Annotated in this window: 17 protein-coding genes and 1 pseudogene; 10 read left to right on the top strand and 8 right to left on the bottom strand. The window is 72.3% G+C overall.

The genetic code is table 11. From position 1 onward, the window contains the following. Positions 1 to 229 precede the first annotated feature (229 nt). Positions 230 to 1,423 carry an acetyl-CoA C-acetyltransferase gene (locus tag ABZ449_RS18780; protein ID WP_360346939.1) on the top strand — a complete coding sequence of 398 codons (1,194 nt, stop codon included), beginning with the start codon at positions 230 to 232 and terminating at the stop codon, positions 1,421 to 1,423. 249 nt (positions 1,424 to 1,672) lie between these two features. Beyond that, positions 1,673 to 2,629 carry a methylmalonyl Co-A mutase-associated GTPase MeaB gene (gene meaB, locus ABZ449_RS18775; protein ID WP_360346937.1) on the top strand — a complete coding sequence of 319 codons (957 nt, stop codon included), beginning with the start codon at positions 1,673 to 1,675 and terminating at the stop codon, positions 2,627 to 2,629. Between the two features lie 82 nt (positions 2,630 to 2,711). Here the strand turns inward: meaB and ABZ449_RS18770 are convergent, their stop codons facing one another. The 5 genes from ABZ449_RS18770 to ABZ449_RS18750 form a co-directional block, all read right to left on the bottom strand. Further along, positions 2,712 to 3,227, bottom strand: coding sequence for a MarR family transcriptional regulator (locus tag ABZ449_RS18770; RefSeq protein WP_360346935.1), 516 nt, complete (start codon positions 3,225 to 3,227; stop codon positions 2,712 to 2,714). Between the two features lie 40 nt (positions 3,228 to 3,267). Further along, on the bottom strand, positions 3,268 to 4,077 hold the full coding sequence (locus ABZ449_RS18765; RefSeq protein WP_360347054.1) for an AIM24 family protein: 810 nt from the start codon (positions 4,075 to 4,077) through the stop codon (positions 3,268 to 3,270). Between the two features lie 236 nt (positions 4,078 to 4,313). Further along, positions 4,314 to 4,964 (bottom strand): AIM24 family protein, encoded by a 651-nt coding sequence (locus tag ABZ449_RS18760; protein WP_224281209.1) that lies wholly within the window; start codon positions 4,962 to 4,964, stop codon positions 4,314 to 4,316. Further along, positions 4,964 to 5,602: an AIM24 family protein gene (locus tag ABZ449_RS18755; protein WP_360346933.1), complete on the bottom strand. Its 639-nt coding sequence runs from the start codon at positions 5,600 to 5,602 to the stop codon at positions 4,964 to 4,966. The genes ABZ449_RS18760 and ABZ449_RS18755 overlap by 1 nt, the downstream gene beginning before the upstream one ends. A gap of 104 nt (positions 5,603 to 5,706) precedes the next feature. Beyond that, on the bottom strand, positions 5,707 to 6,504 hold the full coding sequence (locus ABZ449_RS18750) for a DUF2127 domain-containing protein (RefSeq protein WP_360346931.1): 798 nt from the start codon (positions 6,502 to 6,504) through the stop codon (positions 5,707 to 5,709). Between the two features lie 262 nt (positions 6,505 to 6,766). On the opposite strand from ABZ449_RS18750, the gene ABZ449_RS18745 reads away from it, so the two are divergent. Then, positions 6,767 to 7,081, top strand: a complete 315-nt coding sequence (locus ABZ449_RS18745; protein ID WP_360347052.1) for a DUF3817 domain-containing protein — start codon at positions 6,767 to 6,769, stop codon at positions 7,079 to 7,081. 150 nt (positions 7,082 to 7,231) lie between these two features. On the opposite strand, the gene ABZ449_RS18740 is transcribed toward ABZ449_RS18745, so the two are convergent. Together ABZ449_RS18740 and ABZ449_RS18735 are read right to left on the bottom strand one after the other, a co-directional pair. Beyond that, the gene (locus tag ABZ449_RS18740) at positions 7,232 to 8,857 is read right to left on the bottom strand and encodes a M4 family metallopeptidase (protein WP_360346929.1); all 1,626 of its coding nucleotides are present in this window, start codon (positions 8,855 to 8,857) and stop codon (positions 7,232 to 7,234) included. A 481-nt stretch (positions 8,858 to 9,338) separates the two neighbouring features. Further along, positions 9,339 to 10,970, bottom strand: a complete 1,632-nt coding sequence (locus ABZ449_RS18735; RefSeq protein ID WP_360346927.1) for a M4 family metallopeptidase — start codon at positions 10,968 to 10,970, stop codon at positions 9,339 to 9,341. A gap of 499 nt (positions 10,971 to 11,469) precedes the next feature. On the opposite strand from ABZ449_RS18735, the gene ABZ449_RS18730 reads away from it, so the two are divergent. The 3 genes from ABZ449_RS18730 to ABZ449_RS18720 all read left to right on the top strand — a co-directional run bounded on the left by ABZ449_RS18730 (position 11,470) and on the right by ABZ449_RS18720 (position 14,358). Beyond that, positions 11,470 to 12,006: a MarR family transcriptional regulator gene (locus ABZ449_RS18730; RefSeq protein WP_360346925.1), complete on the top strand. Its 537-nt coding sequence runs from the start codon at positions 11,470 to 11,472 to the stop codon at positions 12,004 to 12,006. 76 nt (positions 12,007 to 12,082) lie between these two features. Then, a complete protein-coding gene (locus ABZ449_RS18725) occupies positions 12,083 to 12,424 on the top strand; it encodes a DUF3817 domain-containing protein (protein WP_360346923.1) in 342 nt (113 codons plus the stop codon). A 248-nt stretch (positions 12,425 to 12,672) separates the two neighbouring features. Then, positions 12,673 to 14,358, top strand: a complete 1,686-nt coding sequence (locus tag ABZ449_RS18720; RefSeq protein ID WP_360346922.1) for a methylmalonyl-CoA mutase family protein — start codon at positions 12,673 to 12,675, stop codon at positions 14,356 to 14,358. Between the two features lie 135 nt (positions 14,359 to 14,493). On the opposite strand, the gene ABZ449_RS18715 is transcribed toward ABZ449_RS18720, so the two are convergent. Further along, on the bottom strand, positions 14,494 to 15,045 hold the full coding sequence (locus tag ABZ449_RS18715; protein WP_360347050.1) for a TetR/AcrR family transcriptional regulator: 552 nt from the start codon (positions 15,043 to 15,045) through the stop codon (positions 14,494 to 14,496). Positions 15,046 to 15,590: 545 nt separating this feature from the next. Between ABZ449_RS18715 and ABZ449_RS18710 the strand changes: the two genes are divergently transcribed. The 4 genes and pseudogenes from ABZ449_RS18710 to ABZ449_RS18695 all read left to right on the top strand — a co-directional run. After that, positions 15,591 to 16,583 (top strand): tetratricopeptide repeat protein, encoded by a 993-nt coding sequence (locus ABZ449_RS18710; protein ID WP_360346920.1) that lies wholly within the window; start codon positions 15,591 to 15,593, stop codon positions 16,581 to 16,583. Between the two features lie 724 nt (positions 16,584 to 17,307). After that, entirely contained in the window at positions 17,308 to 17,976 is a 669-nt protein-coding gene (locus tag ABZ449_RS18705) for a DUF6230 family protein (protein WP_360346918.1), read from the top strand. A 134-nt stretch (positions 17,977 to 18,110) separates the two neighbouring features. Beyond that, positions 18,111 to 18,791 carry a DUF6114 domain-containing protein gene (locus tag ABZ449_RS18700; RefSeq protein ID WP_360346916.1) on the top strand — a complete coding sequence of 227 codons (681 nt, stop codon included), beginning with the start codon at positions 18,111 to 18,113 and terminating at the stop codon, positions 18,789 to 18,791. Further along, positions 18,788 to 19,405 (top strand): annotated as a pseudogene (locus ABZ449_RS18695) (hypothetical protein); the annotation flags it as partial. The gene ABZ449_RS18700 and the pseudogene ABZ449_RS18695, both read left to right, overlap by 4 nt.

The following is a 19,405-nucleotide window of genomic DNA, read 5'->3' as shown; positions in this document are numbered from 1 at the left end:
GGCGGTGGGAAGGGGTGCACCAAGTGCAGCGCATGCCCGCGCGGCACGCCAGTGCCCTGCGTGCGAGCCTGCTCACACGGCGGGCGGTTCACCCGGAGCGGGTCGGCACGGTGTTGACTGGAGGGTGCCAGTGCGCTCGATCACACCGTCGCTCCGGTGACGGGCGGGTAACAGGTCAGTACATTGAGCGCATCCTCACCTGGCCACGACGTGCGAAGGGGCCCGTCCCATGACCAACACCACCTCTGTGATCGTTGCCGGTGCGCGGACCCCGATGGGCCGCCTGCTGGGCTCCCTCAAGGGCTTCTCCGGCGCCGACCTCGGCGGCGTGGCGATCAAGGCCGCCCTGGAGCGGGCCGGGATCACCGGCGAGCAGGTCCAGTACGTGATCATGGGCCAGGTGCTCCAGGCCGGCGCCGGCCAGATCCCGGCCCGCCAGGCCGCCGTCAAGGCCGGCATCCCGATGAACGTGCCGGCGCTGACCATCAACAAGGTCTGCCTCTCCGGCCTCGACGCCATCGCGCTGGCCGACCAGCTGATCCGCGCCGGGGAGTTCGACATCGTCGTGGCCGGTGGCCAGGAGTCGATGACCAACGCCCCGCACCTGCTGCCGAAGTCCCGCGAGGGCTTCAAGTACGGCGCGATCGCGATGCTCGACGCGATGGCCCACGACGGCCTCACCGACGCCTACGAGAACATCCCGATGGGCGAGTCCACCGAGAAGCACAACACCCGCCTGGGCATCCCGCGCGAGGTGCAGGACGAGATCGCCGCCGCCTCCCACCAGCGGGCCGCCAAGGCGCAGGCCGACGGGGTCTTCGACGCCGAGATCGCCCCGGTCGCCATCCCGCAGCGCAAGGGCGAGCCGGTGCTGTTCAGTCAGGACGAGGGCATCCGCGCGGACACCACCGTCGAGGGCCTGGCCAAGCTGCGCCCGGCCTTCGCCAAGGACGGCACGATCACGGCCGGCACCTCCTCGCAGATCTCCGACGGCGCCGCCGCCGTGGTCGTGATGAGCAAGGCCAAGGCCGAGGAGCTCGGCCTGAGCTGGATCGCCGAGATCGGCGCGCACGGCAACGTGGCCGGCCCGGACAACTCGCTCCAGTCGCAGCCCTCCAACGCGATCAAGCACGCGCTGGCCAAGGAGGGCCTGGAGGTCGCCGATCTCGACCTGATCGAGATCAACGAGGCCTTCGCGGCCGTCGCCCACCAGTCCATGAAGGACCTGGGCGTCTCCTCCGACATCGTCAACGTCAACGGCGGCGCCATCGCGCTCGGCCACCCGATCGGGATGTCCGGCGCCCGCGTGGTGCTGACCCTGGCGCTGGAGCTGCAGCGCCGCGGCGGCGGGGTCGGCGCGGCCGCGCTGTGCGGCGGCGGCGGCCAGGGCGACGCGCTGATCGTGCGCGTCCCGAAGGCCTGACCGGCCGATCCGACCCAGGGCGTGTCTGACAATTCCCGCCGGGTTCGCGACGCCGGGGCACGCACCTCGCCGCGTTGTCGTCGGTTGCCAATGCTCCGCAGTGGCTCCCTCCTCCGCCTTGCGATGCACGCACCCCAACGCCGCGCCCTGATCCGACGCGAATTGTCAGACGCGCCCTAGGGCTGCGGACCGCGTGTGGCGGTCCGCAGCCCCTTTCGGCATTCGACGGCATTGCGCTAGGAGCTCCTGATGATCGATGTCGCCACGCTGGTCGAGCAGGCCCGGCAGGGCCGGCCGCGGGCGGTCGCCCGGCTGATCACGCTGGTCGAGAACGCCGCCCCGCAGCTGCGGGAGGCGATGGCCGCGCTCGCGCCGCACACCGGGCGGGCGTACACGGTGGGCCTGACCGGCTCGCCCGGGGTCGGCAAGTCCACCTCCACCTCGGCGCTGGTCTCCGCCTACCGGCGGCTCGGCAAGCGGGTCGGGGTGCTGGCCGTCGACCCGTCCTCGCCGTTCTCGGGCGGCGCGCTGCTGGGCGACCGGGTCCGGATGCAGGACCACGCCACCGACCCCGAGGTGTTCATCCGCTCGATGGCCACCCGCGGCCACCTCGGCGGGCTCTCCTGGGCGGCGCCGCAGGCGCTGCGGGTGCTGGACGCGGCCGGCTGCGAGGTGATCCTCGTCGAGACCGTCGGCGTGGGCCAGTCCGAGGTCGAGGTCGCCGCCCAGGCCGACACCACCGTGGTGCTGCTGGCCCCCGGGATGGGCGACGGCATCCAGGCCGCCAAGGCGGGGATCCTGGAGATCGGCGACGTCTTCGTGGTGAACAAGGCCGACCGGGACGGCGCCGACGCCACCGCCCGGGAGCTCAACCACATGCTGGGCCTCGGCGAGGCCCGGGAGCCGGGGGACTGGCGCCCGCCGATCGTCAAGACCGTCGCGGCGCGCGGCGAGGGTGTGGACGAGGTGGTCGAGGCGCTGGAGAAGCACCGCGCCTGGCTCGAGGAGCACGGCGAGCTCGCCGCACGGCGCCGCCGCCGGGCGGCCGAGGAGATCGAGGCGATCGCCCTGGCCGAACTGCGCGCCCGGATCGGCGACCTGCGCGGGGACCGGCGCCTGGCCGTCCTCGCCGAGCGCGTGGCCGCCGGCGCCCTGGACCCGTACGGCGCGGCCGACGAACTCGTCGCCGGCCTCACCGCGAGCTGAGCCCTCCGGAAAGCACCGTCGCCGCTTCGGTGGTGCCGAAGCGGCGACGGGGGAGCCCGGTGCGGCGGGTGCGGGGCCGGGGTTACGGCTTGCCGCGCAGGCCGCGCAGGTGGTCGGCGATGGGGGCGAGGGCCTCGTACATCGCGTCGAGCTGCTCCGGGGTGAAGCGGTCGATGAAGTGGGCGCGGACACTGCGCACGTGGTCCGGGGCGACCTGCTGCATGGTCTCCCAGCCGTGTTCGGTGAGGTGGGCGTAGAGGCCGCGGCGGTCGCCGGGGCACTCCTGGCGCAGCACCAGGCCGGCGGTCTCCATCCGGGTGATCTGGTGGGAGAGGCGGCTCTTCGACTGGAGGGTGGCGGTCGCGAGGTCGGTCATCCGCATCCGGCGGTCCGGGGCCTCGGAGAGCACGACCAGGATCTCGTAGTCGTTGATCGCCAGGTTGTGCGGCTGGAGTTCGCGGCTGAGCTGGTAGTCCAGCAGCTTGGCGACCTCGAGATGGGCGCGCCACATCCGCTGTTCCCTGGCGGTCAGCCAGGGAGTCTGCTCCTCGGGCTGCGGCGGAGGGGTGTCCGCGGTGTCGATCGTGTGCGTATCCATGCCCTCTAGCATAGCCGATTTAGTTCAATCTTGTACAAGTTTACAGGCCGAAACGCCGCCCGAGGTCGCCCAGGTTACCGAGCCCGGGGATGTTGGGATTCCCGCCGCCGTGCCCGGCCGTGCTCGGCTGGGACGGCACGCCGCCCATCGGGACGCCCGCCTCGGCGCCGACCGCGCCGACCGACCGCTCCGCCAGCAGCTTCTCGCTCGACTGCAGCAGCACCTGGCCGGCGCCGATGAACTCGAACTGGTGCTCCTCGCCGGAGGCCCCGCCGAAGCCGGTCAGCCGGCGCAGGCCGCCGATCAGCCCGTGCATGTAGTCGTGGTCGTAGTGGTGGCACGGCGCCGGGCAGTCCGCCCAGCCGACCAGCGCCTGCGGGTCCACCCGGATCGGCGGCTCGACGAAGTGCACCGGCCCGTTGGAGGCGGCGACGAAGCGGCCGGTGCCGATCAGGGTCAGGAAGCCCGGGATGATCGACTGCTTGAGCCGCAGCGTCGGATCGAAGGCCAGCAGGTTGCCGGAGCGGACGGTCAGGTTGCCCTCGTCCAGGTCGTACGAGTTGAGGTCGAAGGACCGGTCGGCCAGCAGTAGCTTGCCCCGGCCCTCGGCGACCACCCAGTCCGCCGCGTGCATGGGCGAGTTGAAGTGCTGCCCGAGCATCCGGTCGATCGCTCCGGCGCCGACGCCCTTGAAGGTGATGTCGCCGTAGTAGGCGACCATCTTGCCCTTCTGGAGGAAGTACGAGCCGTTCAGGTCGACCGAGAAGGCGTACGGGTTGACGTTGTCGCCGGCCGGCAGGCTGTGGGCGTCCCACACCACCGGCCCGGTGCCGCCGTGGCCGGTCGGCAGCGGGGCCACCGGACCGCCGAACTGCTCCTGGGCGTAAGGCTGTTGCTGGGGCGGCGGCGGAGGCTGCTGGACGTACGGCTGCTGCGGCGGCGGGGGGTAGCCGCCGGGCGGGGGCGGCGGGTAACCGCCCTGCTGCGGGCCGTACCCCGGGGGGACCGCTCCCGGGGGGACGGCGAAGCCGGGCTGGGTCGGCTGGTTGTGCGGCGAGCCGTACGGGGGCTGCGGCGGGTAGGACATCAGAGCTTCTCCTCGCTCGCCTGGACGTACACCGCGCCCTGCCCGGACAGTTCCAGCTGGAACGCCTCGCCCGAGCCGCGGCCGATCATGTCGCGCCAGCCCAGCGCCGTGGACAGCTTGTTGCGCACGTCGCCGCGGTGCGCCACGTACGCCTGGGGGTCGACGTGCACCGACTGGCCGGGGACGATCGGCAGCTCGAAGACGCCGCCGTGGGCCATCACCGCGACCGAGCCCTGGCCCTCCAGCTTGGTGGTGAACAGGCCCTGCCCGGTGACCTGGCCGCGGACCATGCCCATCACCCCGCCCTGCGAGCCCATGAACATGGTGGACTGCCGCAGCGTGCCCTCGAAGGCGAGCAGCCGGTCCGCCTCCACGTAGAGGGTGTCGCCGAACAGGTCGATCACGTGGACGTGGTGGCCGCCGTGGCCGAACATCACCCGGCCCTGGCCCTCGACGGTCATCAGCGGGGTGTCCTCGTTGGCCACCCGGCGGCCGATCATCGACATCACGCCGCCCTGCCCGCCGGTGATGTTCGGCGTGAAGCGGACGTCGCCGCTGTACGCGAGCATCGCGCCGCGCTGGCTGAACAGCCGCTGCCCGGGTACGACCTGGGCCTCGACCATCTTTCCGTTGATCTTCGTGAAGCCCATCAGACGTCACCCCCGATGGTGATCTTCTCGGAGGGCTGGACGTACACCAGGCCCTCGCCGGTGAACTCGATCTGGACGGCCTCGCCTCCGCCCTCGCCGATGACCGTGGTCCAGCCCGCGCCCGACTTCAGGCTGCGCTGCAGGGTGCCGGTGTGCGCCACGTACGCGCCCGGGTCCACCCGCAGCGGCATGCTCTTGTCGACCCGCAGGATGACGGCCGGCCCGTTGGAGGTGACCGCCGCCCAGCCGTGCCCCTCCACCTTGGTGGTGAACAGGCCGTTGCCGGAGGACATGCCGTTCAGCCCGGTGAAGCTGGTGCCGGTGTGCAGGGTGGACTCCGTGCACAGCAGGTTGTCCGATTCGACGTACAGCGTCTCGCCGTTCAGCCGGACCAGACTGATCTCGGTGGCCTTGTCGGCGAAGTAGCAGGTGCCCTGTCCCTTCACCTCCATGACCGTCATCTTCTCGCCGGTCAGCCGGCGGGCGACCATGCCGCGCAGGCCGTCCCCGCCGCCGGTCAGCTTCTTGAAGGCCATCTGCCCGGTGTAGGCGACCATCGAACCGTGTCGCGCCTTGACGGCGTCCCCGCCCAACTCGACGGCGAGCACGCGCGATCCCTGGAGTCTGAACTGTGCCACGGCCGCAATCTAGCCGCTGCGGCCGTGACCCGGGGAGAGCGCGTGCGCCAACTGGTACCAGGCTGGGACAAACGCGCCGGTCGGGCCGGGGCGCGCGCCCCGGCTCAGACCCGGGCGTGCGCGCCGTGTCCGGGGCGCGCGGCGGTGCCGGCCGCCTGCTCGACCTCCAGCAGCGAGGCCGAGTGGCGCTCCGCCTCGAAGGCCACCACACCGCCGCGCAGCCCGAACAGGCGCTTGGAGAGCAGGATCCAGAGCACCGCCGCGATGTTCAGCACCAGGGTGCAGACCTTCAGCGCGCTGACGTGGTGGCTCAGCTCGTAGCCCTCCAGCGGCAGGAAGGCCGCGGTGGCGACCACCGTCAGGTACTCGGCCCAGCGCTTGTTCAGCCAGAGGCCGACCGCCTCGACGATCTCGACCACCGCGTAGGCGACCAGGGCGCCCGCGACGATCAGCAGGGTGCTCTTCTTGAACTCGAAGGTCTTGCGGATCGTCTCGACGATCGGGGCGTGTTCGAGGTCCCAGTGGAAGTGCTCGGTGACCGGCCTGAAGACGGTGAGGTTCTCGTCGAACACCCGGTGCACGGCGTCCTGGCTGTTGGAGAACTTCCACACGGCCCAGGCGACCACGAGGATCAGCAGTCCGCGCAGCACCCGTTCGACGGCCAGGAAGCGCAGGATGAACAGGTCCCGCAGCGCCTTGCCGCGCGGCACCAGCGGTGCTTCCTCGGCCGGGCCGGAGCCGTGCGGGGCGCCCAGCGCGAAGTCGCCGCAGCGCAGGCAGCGCCAGGCGTCGCCGAGGGCGGTCGAGGCGTGCAGCCGGGAGGCCAGTCCGGGCTCCGTCGGCGCGTAGGTGATGTGGCCGCGCCTGGCGCAGGTCCTGCGGTCCCAGTCGAGCTTGAGCATGTGGCGACTACCCCCGTGTGCGATGCGTCGGCGCCCGGATCGGTGGGCGCGCGGGCGTCAGGATAGGGGTTCCCGGCGGCGGGTGGCCGCGCTCGGAGGCGTTCCGGCACACAGCTGTGACAGGGCCGGCGGGCGCTGTGAGATCGGGCACGGTGGCCACCCCGGCCGGGGGCCCGTGCGCGTGCTCGGCGATAATGGCCGGAATGCTTGTGAGTCGCTTCACAAGCGCGCCCGCGCCTCCGACCCCCGTATTGAGGTATCCATCGTGAACAGCAGCGCCGTCCACCGCCTGCGCCTGGTCTCCGGCCCCGAAGGGGTCTCCTTCATCCTGCTGCTGATCTGCTCGGTGCTGAAGCGCACCACCTCGTTCGACGCCGTCCCGGTGATGGGCATGGTCCACGGCGTCCTGTTCATCCTGTACGTGGTCTTCTGGATCCAGGCCTGGCAGGCGCAGAAGTGGGACGCCAAGCGCGGCGTCCTGCTGTTCGTGCTCGCGGTGCTGCCCACCGGCGGCTTCTTCGCCGAGCGGATGCTCGGTCGCGAGGAGCGGGGCGAGCCGAAGCCCGCCACCGCCTGAGTCCCGGCTCCCTCGCGGACGGTCGACAGGCTGCCGCGGCCTCCTCTCCCAAAGGGCCGCGGCAGCCTGTCGCCGTTTCTTACCGGGGGTGGCTCGTTCTCACCGGGGGCGGCTCGGGCCGGCCCTGCCGGCGGCGCGTGCCGGGGGCGGCTAGTTGACGTTCACCGCGCTCCAGGCCGCGGCGACGGTGTTGTACTCGGTGCTGCCCGTGCCGTACAGGTCGGTGGCGGCCTTCAGGGTCGCGGTGCGGGCGGCCTTGTAGTTGGTGGTGGAGGTCATGTAGACGGTCAGCGCCTTGTACCAGATCGCGGCCGCCTTGGTCCGGCCGATGCCGGTCACCGTCGAGCCGTTGGAGGTCGGGCTGTTGTAGCTGACCCCGCCGATGACCTTCGCGCCGCTGCCCTCGGACAGCAGGTAGAAGAAGTGGTTGGCGACGCCCGAGGAGTAGTGGACGTCCTTGTTGCCGACGGTGGAGGACCAGGAGTCGGCCGAGGCGCCGTCCTTGGAGGGCTTGTCCATGTAACGCAGCGGGGTGCCGTTGCCGTTGATGTTGAGCTTCTCGCCGATCAGGTAGTCGCCCGGGTCGGCCGCCAGGTTGGCGGACCACTCGACCATGGTGCCGAAGATGTCCGAGGTGGCCTCGTTGAGGCCGCCGGACTCGCCGGAGTAGATCAGCTTGGCGGTGGCGGAGGTGACGCCGTGGCTCATCTCGTGGCCGGAGACGTCGATGGCGGTCAGCGGGTGGGTGTTGCTCGCGCCGTCGCCGTACGTCATGCAGAAGCAGGAGTCGTCCCAGAACGCGTTGACGTAGTTGGTGCTGTAGTGCACCCGGCTCGACGCGCCGACGCCGTTGTTCTTGATGCCGCTGCGGCCGAAGGTGTTCTTGTAGTAGTCCCAGGTGGCCGCGGCACCGTACTGGGCGTCCACGGCGGCGGACTCGCGGTTGGAGGGCAGGCCGTTGCCGAAGCTGTTGGTGGTGTTGCTGAACAGCGTGCCGCTGCCCGAGGTGCCGCCCTTGAGGTCGGTGGTGGACTGGTTGCCCCGGGAGCCGTCCTTGAGCTGGTAGCTCGAACCGCTCTGGGTGGTGGTCAGCGTGACGGTGCCGACGTTGACGCCCTTGCCGGTGCCGGTCGCGGTCTGCACCTTCTCGTCGGTGGCGAGCACCTTGCCGGTGGCGGCGTCGGTGATCACCTCCTGGCGGCTCGGGGTGCCGTCCGAGCGCTGGCCCTCGACCACGGTGCGGTGGGCCAGCCGCGGGGTGCCGTCGGCGGCCCAGACGACCAGCTCGGGCGCGCCGGCGCCGTCGACCCGGCTGAGCGCCGCCTCGTCCGCGTCGGCGGCGATGCCGACGGTCGCCCGCACCGCGGCGGTGGCCGCCTCGGCGGCCTGCGGCGCGGCCAGGCCCGGGGCCAGGCTGGGCACCGACAGCCGGCCGTCGAAGGCCCGGTCGACCGACTTCACCGAGCCGTCGGCCCGCTGGTGGACGACCAGGTCGCCGCCGATCACCGGCAGGCCCGCGTAGGTCCGGTCGTACCGCAGGTGGCGGGTGCCGTCCTTGTCCACCACCACGTCGCTGGGCACCAGCTTCTCCTGGTCGCCGAGGGCGAGGGCCCGGGCGACCGGGGCGCTCTGCCCGGAGGCCAGCGTGAGCAGCGCGGCCTGCTGCTGCGCGGGCGAGGGGGCGGCGGCCTGGGCGGGGACGGCGGCGATCTGGATGACGCCGGCCAGCAGGGCGGTGGCGGAGAGTACGGCTCCGACAGTCAGCTTTCGCTTCACGTGCGGGGGTTCCTTCCACGAGACCCGCGGGTGCTGATGCGGGTGCGCCGCGTACCGGGGCGCCGGGGTTGGCACCTTGGGGGCGGTAGGGCGCGGACGTGCCGGTCCCGTGCGGTTCCTGACGCTCCGTCGGAGTGGGTGGGGGCGGCGGAGGGTCGGACGGGACTTGGTCAGAAGCATGACAATCGTTGGCAGGGATGGACAGGGTGCTTCCGGGGATTGGCCAAGAACCGCCAGTCCCGGTGCGGATGGTTCGGTTGCCGCCCGTTGCCCGGTTTCGGCGGTTCGTCCCCCTGGCGGGACTCCGCCAGCCGGACGGCCTTGACAGTCCTCCAGTGCCGCCGGACCCCGCGCGCCCTCCGGGGCGGGCCGCAGGCCCCGCGCCCGCCGGAACGGGCCGCAGACCCCGCGCCCGCCGGAACGGCCGGACGCCCGGGCCCTCCCGACGGGGCCCGGGCGTCCGCTGCGCCTGTGTGGTACGTCAGTTGACGTTGACGGCGGCCCAGGTCGCGGCGACGGCGCTGTACTCGGCGCTGCTCGCGCCGTACAGGTCGGTGGCGGCCTTCAGGGTCGCGGTGCGGGCACCCGCGTAGTTGGTGGTCGAGGTCATGTAGGCGGTCAGCGCCTTGTACCAGATCTGCGCGGCCTTGTCCCGGCCGATGCCGGCGAGGGTCGAGCCGTTGTAGGTCGGGCTGTTGTAGTTGACGCCGTTGATGGTCTTGGCGCCGCTGCCCTCGGCCAGCAGGTAGAAGAAGTGGTTGGCCACGCCGGAGGAGTAGTGGACGTCCAGGCTGCCGACCGAGGAGGACCAGTAGTCGGCCGAGCGGCCGTCCTTGGACGGCTGGTCCATGTAACGCAGCGGGGTGCCGTTGCCGTTGAGGTCGATCTCCTCGCCGATCAGGTAGTCCGGCTTGTCCGTGGCCAGGTTGGCGTACCACTCGACCATGGTGCCGAAGATGTCCGAGGTGCCCTCGTTCAGGCCGCCGGACTCGCCCGAGTAGTTCAGGTTGGCCGTGTTGGCGGTGACGCCGTGGGTCATCTCGTGACCGGCCACGTCGATCTCGGTCAGCGGGTGGGTGTTGCCGGAGCCGTCACCGTAGGACATGCAGAAGCACTGGTCGGACCAGAACGCGTTCACGTAGTTCTTGCCGTAGTGGACCCGGCTGGCGGCGCCGACGCCGTCGTTGCGGATGCCGTTGCGGCCGAAGGAGTTCTTGTAGAAGTCCCAGGTGGCGGCGGCGCCGAACTGGGCGTCCACGGCGGCCGACTGGCCGCTGGCGACGGTGCCGTCGCCCCAGGCGTTGTCGGCGTCGGTGTACAGCGTGCCCGAGCCGGAGGTGCGGCCCTTGAGGTCGCTGGTGGACTGGCCGCCGCGGGAGGCGTCCTTGAGCGAGAAGCCCCCGGAGACCGCGGTGGTGGTCAGCGGGACGGTGCCGACGAAGACGCCCTTGCCGGTGCCGGAGGCGGTGCGCACCTGCTCGTGCGTGGAGAGCACCTGACCGGTCGCGGCGTCGGTGACCAGCAGCTGGCTGCTCGGGGTGCCGTCGGCGCGCAGGCCCTCGACGGTGGTCTGGTAGGCCAGGCGCGGCGAGCCGTCGGCGGCCCAGACCACCAGCTTGGCGGCACCGGTCTGGTGGACCTCCGTCAGCGGCGACTCGTCCTCGTCGGCGGCGATGCCGATGGTGGACTGCACGGCGCCGGTCGCCTGGGCGGCGGCCTTGTCGGCGGGGATCTGCGGGGTGAGGTTCGGCAGGGCTATGGTCGCGCCGGTCGCCTTGTCCACGGAGGTGGTCGAGCCGTCGGCCTTCTGGTGCACCACCAGGTCCCCGCCGAGGACCGGGAGGCCGGCGAAGGTGCGCTCGTAGCGGAGGTGGCGGGTGCCGTCGGCGTCCACCACGGCGTCCTTGGCCACCAGCTGCTCCTGGCCGCCCAGGGCCAGGGCGTGCGCCACCTTGCCCGCCTGGCCGTTCGCCAGGGCGATCAGGTCGGCGCGCTGCTTGGCGGCCTGGGACTGCGGAGCCGGGTCGGCGACGGCCGCGGTGCTCACCTGGACGACACCGGTGAGCAGGGCGGTGGCGGAGAGTACGGCGACGGCGGCGAGCTTTCGCTTCACGAGCGAGTCCTTCCGGGAAACCGCGAGCGGACGCGGTCGCGCGGCGTTCCGGGAACCGGGGACGGCACCTGAGGGGCGGAACGGGCGCTGACGTGCGGGTCCCCGTGCGGCCGAAGCGGCTTCGCCACCGGTGGGTGGGGGTGGTGGATGCCGAACGGGGTTGGCCGAAAGCATGACAATCGAGCAAATCAAATGACAGGTCTTGCTCATGAATTGGCCAAGTCCCGCCACGGCGGGGGAATGTGAACAGGCGGACAAAAAGGGCGAATCACCCGCTCTTGCAGCGGGTTACCGTCCGAACCGAGGCCTGGTGACACGGCGCCGGGCCGATCCGGGGTCAACCCCGGGGCGCCGGGAGCCCGTTGTCGCGCGTTCACGCCGGTGCAATGTCCTGGTATGGACCTGGCCGTCCGATTGGCGGGTTCCCGCCACGTGTTGCGCTTGTCCACCATCAGGACGGCCTGGTAGCACGCGCCCCATCCGCCGGTACGGTAAGGAGGTGGCCAAGCCCCTCGCTCTCGACTTCGACCCGATCGCCCGCGCCGACGAGCTGTGGACCCGCCGCTGGGGCGCAGTCCCCCCGATGGCGGCGATCACCTCGATCATGCGCGCCCACCAGATCCTGCTCTCCCGGGTGGACGCGGTGCTCAAGCCGTACGGGCTGACCTTCGCCCGCTACGAGGCCCTGGTGCTGCTGACCTTCAGCCGGACCGGCGAGCTCTCGCTCTCCAAGATCGGCGAGCGGCTCATGGTCCACCCGACCAGCGTCACCAACACCGTCGACCGCCTGGAGCGGGCCGGGCTGGTCGCCCGCCGCCCCAACCCGCTGGACGGCCGCGGTGTGCTGGCCGCGATCACCGGGCGCGGCCGCGAGGTGGTCGAGGAGGCGACCCGGGAGCTGATGGCGATGGAGTTCGGGCTGGAGGAGTACGACGCCGAGCAGTGCCGCCAGGTGTTCGATCTGCTCAGGCCGCTGCGGGTCGCGGCCGGCGACTTCGCCGATCCGGACGAGGGGGCTGCGAAGGGGAGGGCGTGAGGACGGCTACCCTCGTCGGAGCGGTGCGCGGATCCGGGCGTACCGGCCGATACTGCCGAGCGAGGCGAGGAACATCATGAAGGCGACCCCCCTGCTGGGCTGGTACCGGGCCCTGGCCGTTGCGACCGGTGTGGCACTGCTGGTGTTCTGCGGCTTCATGGTCGCGAAGTACGGCTTCGGCGCGGCCGAGGACCTGACCACCTACGTCGCGATGCTGCACGGCTACCTCTACATCGGGTACTTCGTGGTGACCTTCCTGCTCGGGCAGAAGCTGAAGTGGCCGATGGGCCGGCTGGTGCTCACCCTGGCGGCGGGCTGCATCCCCTTCCTCTCCTTCGTCTTCGAGCGCAAGGTGGCCCGCGAGGCCGCCGGTAAGCTCCCGGCGGGCGACGGCGCCCGCCAGCCGGCCGGGGTCTGACCCCGCCGCCCGCGCCTTCCGGAGCGCCCCTTCCCCGACCGGGGGGGGCGCTCCCGGCGTTTCCTGGCCTGTCGCCCCCGGGCCCGTCGTCCCCCGGCCTGCCGTTTTCGGGCCCGTCGGGGTGGATTCCAGGCCGTGCGGGCGATCTTCCGTCGACAAGTACTAGGACGTCCGAGTAAATTGTTAGGACGTCCTACTAGCTGTGCCGCCCGTCGCCGTGGCGGCCGTACGGAGCGGAGTTCGGGGTCATGGACGCCGAGGAGATCGAGCGCGGCCGGCAGCGCTGGCAGCAGCGATACGACAAGGCCCGCAAGCGGGACGCGGACTTCAGCACCCTCTCCGGGGACGCGGTCGAGCCGGTCTACGGCCCGCCCGCCGGGCAGGCCTACGAGGGTTTCGAGCGGATCGGCTGGCCGGGCGAGTACCCGTACACCCGCGGTCTGCACCCGACCGGCTACCGGGGCCGCACCTGGACCATCCGCCAGTTCGCCGGCTTCGGCAACGCCCGGCAGACCAACGAGCGCTACCGGATGATCCTGGACGCCGGCGGCGGCGGCCTCTCGGTCGCCTTCGACATGCCCACCCTGATGGGCTACGACTCGGACGACCCGAAGTCGCTCGGCGAGGTCGGCCACTGCGGCGTGGCCATCGACTCGGCCGCCGACATGGAGGTGCTGTTCGACGGCATCCCGCTCGGCGAGGTCACCACCTCGATGACGATCAGCGGCCCGGCCGTGCCGATCTTCTGCATGTACCTGGTCGCCGCCGAGCGCCAGGGCGTGGACCCGGCGGTGCTCAACGGCACCCTGCAGACGGACATCTTCAAGGAGTACATCGCGCAGAAGGAGTGGCTCTTCGCGCCCGAGCCGCACCTGCGCCTGATCGGCGACCTGATGGCCTACTGCGCCGAGGGCATCCCCGCGTACAAGCCGCTGTCGGTCTCCGGCTACCACATCCGCGAGGCCGGGGCGACGGCCGCGCAGGAGCTGGCGTACACCCTCGCGGACGGCTTCGGCTACGTCGAGCTGGGCCTGTCCCGCGGCCTGGACGTGGACGTCTTCGCGCCCGGCCTGTCCTTCTTCTTCGACGCGCACGTGGACTTCTTCGAGGAGATCGCCAAGTTCCGCGCCGCGCGCCGGATCTGGGCCCGCTGGATGCGCGAGCGCTTCGGCGCCAAGACCGACAAGGCGCAGTGGCTGCGCTTCCACACCCAGACCGCCGGCGTCTCGCTGACCGCGCAGCAGCCGTACAACAACGTGGTCCGCACCGCCGTCGAGGCGCTGGCCGCGGTGCTCGGCGGCACCAACTCGCTGCACACCAACGCCCTGGACGAGACCCTGGCGCTGCCCTCCGAGCAGGCCGCCGAGATCGCCCTGCGCACCCAGCAGGTGCTGATGGAGGAGACCGGCGTCGCCAACGTGGCCGACCCGCTGGGCGGTTCCTGGTACGTCGAGGCGCTGACCGACCGGATCGAGCAGCAGGCCGAGGCGATCTTCCAGCGCATCCTGGACAAGGGCCGCGAGGACCACGAGATCGGCCCGATCACCTCCGGCATCCTGCGCGGCATCGAGGAGGGCTGGTTCACCGGGGAGATCGCCGAGGCGGCCTTCCAGTACCAGGTGTCGGTGGAGAAGGGCGACAAGCGCGTGGTCGGCGTCAACTGCCACCCGCGCAGCGTCACCCCCGAGCTGGAGATCCTGCGGGTCAGCCACGAGGTCGAGCGCGAGCAGGTCCGGGTGCTGCGGGAACGCAAGGCGGCCCGGGACGAGGCGGCCGTCCGCGCCGGGCTGGACGCCATGCTGGCGGCGGCGCGCTCGGGCGAGTCGATGATCCCGCCGATGCTGGACGCGGTGCGCGCCGAGGCGACGCTGGGCGAGATCTGCAACGCGCTGCGGCAGGAGTGGGGGACGTACCAGGAGAACGCGGCGTTCTGAGGCCGCGGGGCCGAGGGGCCCCGGTCCGCCGGTCCGCCTCGCCGACGGCGGAGCCGCCGTACGGGAGTCCGTACGGCGGCTCCGCCGTGTCCGCGGTCGTCCTCGGCCGCCGTGTCCGCGGCGGGCGGGGGACGGTCAGTCGGCGAGGAACGGTCCGAGCAGCAGGTCGGTGAAGCGGCGGGTCCACTCCGGGGTGATCGGCTCGCCGCTGACCAGGACGCGGTGCTCGACGGTGCCCGCGATGGTGTCGAAGATGATGTCGACCTCCTCGCGGGCCGCCGCGGCGTCGCAGTCCGCCTCGAGTTCCCCGCGCGCCTGGGCGGCCGCCCGGCCCTGGCGGACCAGCCGCTTCTGCGGATCCACGATGGACTCGCGGATCCGGCACCGCAGCTGCCGGTCGCGGGTTCCCTCGGCGAACAGCGCGAGCAGCGCGGCCTGGGTCTCCGGACGGGCCAGCAGATCGGCGAACTGGGCCACCACGGCCTCGATGTCGGCCCGCAGACTGCCGAGGTCGGGCATCACCAGATCGTCGAAGAGGCTGGCGACGGCGTCCACCACGAGCTCGTTCTTGGACGGCCAGCGGCGGTAGAGGGTGGTCTTGGCGACTCCGGCGCGGCTCGCCACGTGGCCCATGGTCAGCCCGCCCCAGCCGAGTTCGGCGAGTGCCTCGCGGGTGGCGTCGAGGATCGCGCGGTCGGCGGCGGCGCTGCGCGGGCGGCCCTTGGCCCGGGCGGTGCCCGCGGGCTCGGGGGCCGGGCCGGCCTGGTCGCGGGCCGCGGGTTCCGGGGCCGTGGCGGCCCGGCCGGGGCGCGCCTGGCTCGGGCGCTCCGTGCTGTCCGGGCAGGCTGGGGGCTGGGCGGCCGGCACCGGGCCTCCTTGCGCTTTACTGGTAAGTAACTTGGGTGGGGCTGGTAACGGTAGCGACTGTTCGCCCGTTCGGGCAGCGGGACGGCCCGGGAAAGTGGGGCAGGTCACGTCCCCCAACCGCCGGTGGGGCTTGCGGGCGGGGCACCGGCTCCAGTTACGCTACGACTCGTAGCGAAAGCAGTGACAACCAGGCGCCGCGTCCCGTGGGACGGGAGCGGCGCGGGCGCGGGTGGGGATCCGCGCCGAACGGTCCAGGCTACCGGGGGAGGGGCGCCGCGCCCGGAATCCCGCGCCGCGCGGCCCGCGCGGGGCGACTTTCCGGAGGTTGGTGCCCGCGAGCAGCGCGGACGGGGGAGGATGGTGCCATGCAGCCACGGAATTCGCGTCTCAACAGCTCCGCCCTGCGCGGTGGGGTCGACCTCGCCGCAGTGAAGGCGGCCGGCGAGGCCGCCCAGAAGGCCGAGCAGGCCCGGGCCGAGCGGGCCCGGCAGGCGGCCGCCGCCGAATCGGCCGGAGTCGCCCCCGCCCAGCCCGCCTACGAGCTCGTCATCGACGTCACCGAGGACACCTTCGAGGCCGACGTCGTCCAGCGCTCCACCGAGGTGCCGGTCGTCATCGACTTCTGGGCCGAGTGGTGCGGGCCCTGCAAGCAGCTGAGCCCGGTCCTGGAGAGCCTGGCCGAGGAGTACGCCGGCCGCTTCGTGCTCGCCAAGATCGACGTGGACGCCAACCCGATGCTCTCCCAGCAGTTCGGCATCCAGGGCATCCCGGCCGTGATGGCCGTGGTGGCCGGCCAGCTGGTGCCGCTGTTCCAGGGTGCGGAGAGCGCCGCCAACGTCCGCAAGATCCTGGACCAGCTGATCCTGGTCGCCGAGCAGCGCTTCGGCGTGGCCGGCGGCGCCGCCGGTCCGGGCGGGGCCCCGGCCCCCGCGCCGGAGCGCCCCGAGGACCCGGCGCTGTCCGCCGCGCACGACGCGCTGGACGCCGGGGACCTGGACGGTGCCATCCGGGCGTACAGGAACGTGCTGGCCGACCAGCCGGGCAACACCGAGGCCAAGCTGGGCCTGGCCCAGGCCGAGCTGCTGAAGCGGATCGAGGGCCTGGACCTCCAGGCCGTCCGGACGGCGGCCGCGGCCGACCCGAAGGACGTCGAGGCCCAGCTCAGGGCGGCCGACCTCGACCTGGTCGGCGGTCACGTCGAGGACGCCTTCGGGCGCCTGGTGAGCACCGTCGGCCGGACGGCCGGCGAGGACCGGGACACCGTCCGGCTGCGGCTGCTGGAGCTGTTCGAGGTGATCGGCCCGGAGGATCCGCGGGTCGTCGTGTCCCGTGCGGCGCTGGCGCGGGTGCTGTTCTGAGCCCGGCCCGGGCCGGGCTGCGCGCCCGGCCCGGGGCTGTTGTCTGGCACGGCGGATGACCTGCGGTGTCGCCTGGTGATTTGGCGACAATCCGGTCAACCGGACAGAGGTTTACCAAATCTTGATTTCACCTGCGGGCGGTCACCATGTGTGACCGCCCGCAGGTGTTTCGCTGGTGTTTCCGGCGGATTTCGCCATCACGATTCCTTCAAGGCGTCACGCAGGGTGCAGCTCGGCCGGATTCCATGATCAACGCCACCTGATGTTGCATTACCCGTCAGTAAGTCACCTCTTGTGCTTCGCCCGGGATTCAAGCACGATCGGCCACGCCCGGTCCCAGACTCCACATCCGCCGATTCCGGTCGGTCACGCGGAGCGAGGGATCCCCACCGGGCGATCCGTCGGCCCCGGCCGGCGGGAGGGAGGGCAGGGGGGTATCCGCGGTCCCACGGCGGTTCCTGTCCTTCGACCGGCCGCGCGGCCCTGCGCGGTCGCTGGTTGTCGCTCGGGGGTGATCGCCGATGTCGTCGGTCCTGCCCGCCGCCCCACAAGGTCGGCCGGCACCTGGACGGGAGGCCTGCCGCACGCGGGCCGTTCCCGCGTCCGACGACGCGCAAGGCGCTCTCCGCTACCGAGGACGTAGCTCTCTCCCATCCCAGGCCCCCACCGGCGCTGGACGCGCCGACGGGGAGCCGGAGATGTACGTCCTAGAAGGAGGACTCGCATGTCCCAGACCTACGGCAAGACCCGCTGGAAGCGCTTCGCACTGGTGATGGTGCCGAGCATCGCGGCCACCGCGATGGTCGGCGTCTCGATCGCCAACAGCGCGCTCGCCGCCTCGTTCAGCATCTCCGGCCAGCAGTTCAAGGTGAAGGCCTCCCACCTGGAGGGCACGAACTTCTCGCAGTTCGGCACCGTCGACATCGAGGCCAACGGCGCGCCGCACCCGGTCGCCGTCTCGGCCTTCGACTCGGCCGACATCACCAACATGTGCCAGTCCGTGGTGACCGACCTCACCAAGTTCGGCCTGGGCAAGATCACCCTCCAGCTGAACGCGGGCGGCAACGGCAAGCCCGTGCACGCCGAGAACCTGCTGATCGACATGGAGTCGCTGAAGGCCGACGCGACCTTCAACCAGATCAACATCGGCCAGGACGCCTCCACCCTCCCCGGCACGGCGACCCAGGGCTGGACGCCCCACCCGGGTGTCTCCGCCGCCGGTGGCGGCAAGGGCCTGCCGACCGGTGCCACCGGTTTCGCCCAGGCCGCCAAGTCGGCCTCGCTGGACAACGTCGAGCAGACCGCCCGGGCCACCTCGGCCGGCAAGTTCGTGCTCAACGGCCTGAGCCTGTCGCTCAAGCAGGGCGACGGCCCGGGCAACGAGTGCTACTGAGCCCTGCCTGAGGGCGTGCCGAAGGGCACGCCCGACAGCTCGGCCCTCTCGCGGGCCGGGGGCGGCGGGCTCCGCCGTTCCCGGCCCCACGCCAGTCGTTCTCTCCCCTCGTAGCGATGCCGAGGAGCTGCACCATGTCCAGCGCAACGGTCGAAACCCGGACCGGCCGCCAGAATCCGATCGGATCGGTCTGGCGGGGCTTCCGCACGTTCCGTCGCACCAGGCCCTTCTGGGGCGGCCTGCTGGCCATGATCGCCGGCGTCCCGATCCTCTACTTCCCCTACGCGCACCTGGCGCTCGGCAGCGTGACCATCGCGATGTCGACCACGGCGGGTGCCGGTTCGCTGCTCATCGGCGTCCTGCTGATCGCCCTCGGCATCGCCGGGTGGTTCCAGAAGGCCGTCAGGGTCTTCGCGGGCATCGCGACCATCCTGCTGACCCTCGTCTCGATCCCGATGTCCAACCTGGCCGGCTTCGGCCTGGCCCTGCTGCCCGGCCTGATCGGCGGAGGGCTGCTGGTCTCCTGGGCGCCGCTGCCGGAGGAGTCGGCCGAAGCGCCGACCGGCCCGGCGGCGAAGCGCGGACGCCGACACCGGGCCGGTGACGCCGGTGACCAGGCGGCCGGGAACGCCGCGGCCGGCGAGGTGCTGGCCCGGAGCGCCGCCACCGAGCCGGTGACCGCGGCCGTGGCCGCGCCCGCCGCGCAGGCCCCGGAGGCCGCCGCCGAACCCGCCGCCGAGGCCGTCCTGCCGAAGCAGACCGGTGCCGCCGTCCCGCAGCCGGCCGGCGCCGTGGACCAGGAGGAGGCGCGGTGACCGGGCCGGCCGAGCAAGCCGACGGTACGACCGTTCCCGCGCAGCGCTCCGGCCGGCACGCGGCCCCGCGCACGCCCGTACGGGTCCGGCTGAGGGGCCGGGCGCTGGCGATGGCGGCGGTGCCGACCGCGCTGCTGATGGCCGCCGCCTACACCCCCAACCCGGCGGTCGCCGAGTCCGCGGCGGGCAAGCCCTGCGGCACCGCGCCGGCCGCGGTGCCGGACGTGACGCCGATCGAGACGCCGGTGCCCAAGAGCGAGCTGCCCGAGCCGCCCGGCCCGACCACCGCGCCGAGTCCGGCTCCGTCCACCGCGCCCCCGGCCGGTCCGTCGACCGACCCGGGCTCGGTGCCGACCCAGGTGCCGACCACGGCGCCCGCCCAGCAGCCGACCTCGCCGGTCAAGCCGCCGACGGCCGGGACGTCCACCCAGCCCTCGGCCCAGCAGCCCGCCGCCCGCTCCGCCGACACCGGCACGGTGGCCCAGGCCGGGCTGATCGACGACCTGCTCGGCGGTGTCAGCCGGCTGTTCACCCCGAACGGCTCGCCGAGCCCGACCCCGAGCGGCGCCCCGGCGACCACACCCGCGGCGCCCGGCGGTCCGGCCGCGCCGGCC

Source organism: Kitasatospora sp. NPDC005856 (assembly GCF_040629945.1).
Taxonomy (GTDB): Bacteria; Actinomycetota; Actinomycetes; order Streptomycetales; family Streptomycetaceae; genus Kitasatospora.
The sequence above is the reverse complement of the archived record's forward strand: the minus strand, read 5'-3'. Positions and strand labels throughout refer to the sequence as shown.

Bases quoted from the DNA above. Each gene is read 5' to 3' on its own strand.
- ABZ449_RS18780 (WP_360346939.1), top strand. From the start codon at position 230: ATGACCAACACCACCTCTGTGATCGTTGCCGGTGCGCGGACCCCGATG.
- meaB (WP_360346937.1), top strand. From the start codon at position 1,673: ATGATCGATGTCGCCACGCTGGTCGAGCAGGCCCGGCAGGGCCGGCCG.
- ABZ449_RS18770 (WP_360346935.1), bottom strand. From the start codon at position 3,227: ATGGATACGCACACGATCGACACCGCGGACACCCCTCCGCCGCAGCCC.
- ABZ449_RS18760 (WP_224281209.1), bottom strand. From the start codon at position 4,964: ATGGGCTTCACGAAGATCAACGGAAAGATGGTCGAGGCCCAGGTCGTA.
- ABZ449_RS18750 (WP_360346931.1), bottom strand. From the start codon at position 6,504: ATGCTCAAGCTCGACTGGGACCGCAGGACCTGCGCCAGGCGCGGCCAC.
- ABZ449_RS18725 (WP_360346923.1), top strand. From the start codon at position 12,083: ATGAAGGCGACCCCCCTGCTGGGCTGGTACCGGGCCCTGGCCGTTGCG.
- ABZ449_RS18720 (WP_360346922.1), top strand. From the start codon at position 12,673: ATGGACGCCGAGGAGATCGAGCGCGGCCGGCAGCGCTGGCAGCAGCGA.
- ABZ449_RS18710 (WP_360346920.1), top strand. From the start codon at position 15,591: ATGCAGCCACGGAATTCGCGTCTCAACAGCTCCGCCCTGCGCGGTGGG.
- ABZ449_RS18705 (WP_360346918.1), top strand. From the start codon at position 17,308: ATGTCCCAGACCTACGGCAAGACCCGCTGGAAGCGCTTCGCACTGGTG.
- ABZ449_RS18700 (WP_360346916.1), top strand. From the start codon at position 18,111: ATGTCCAGCGCAACGGTCGAAACCCGGACCGGCCGCCAGAATCCGATC.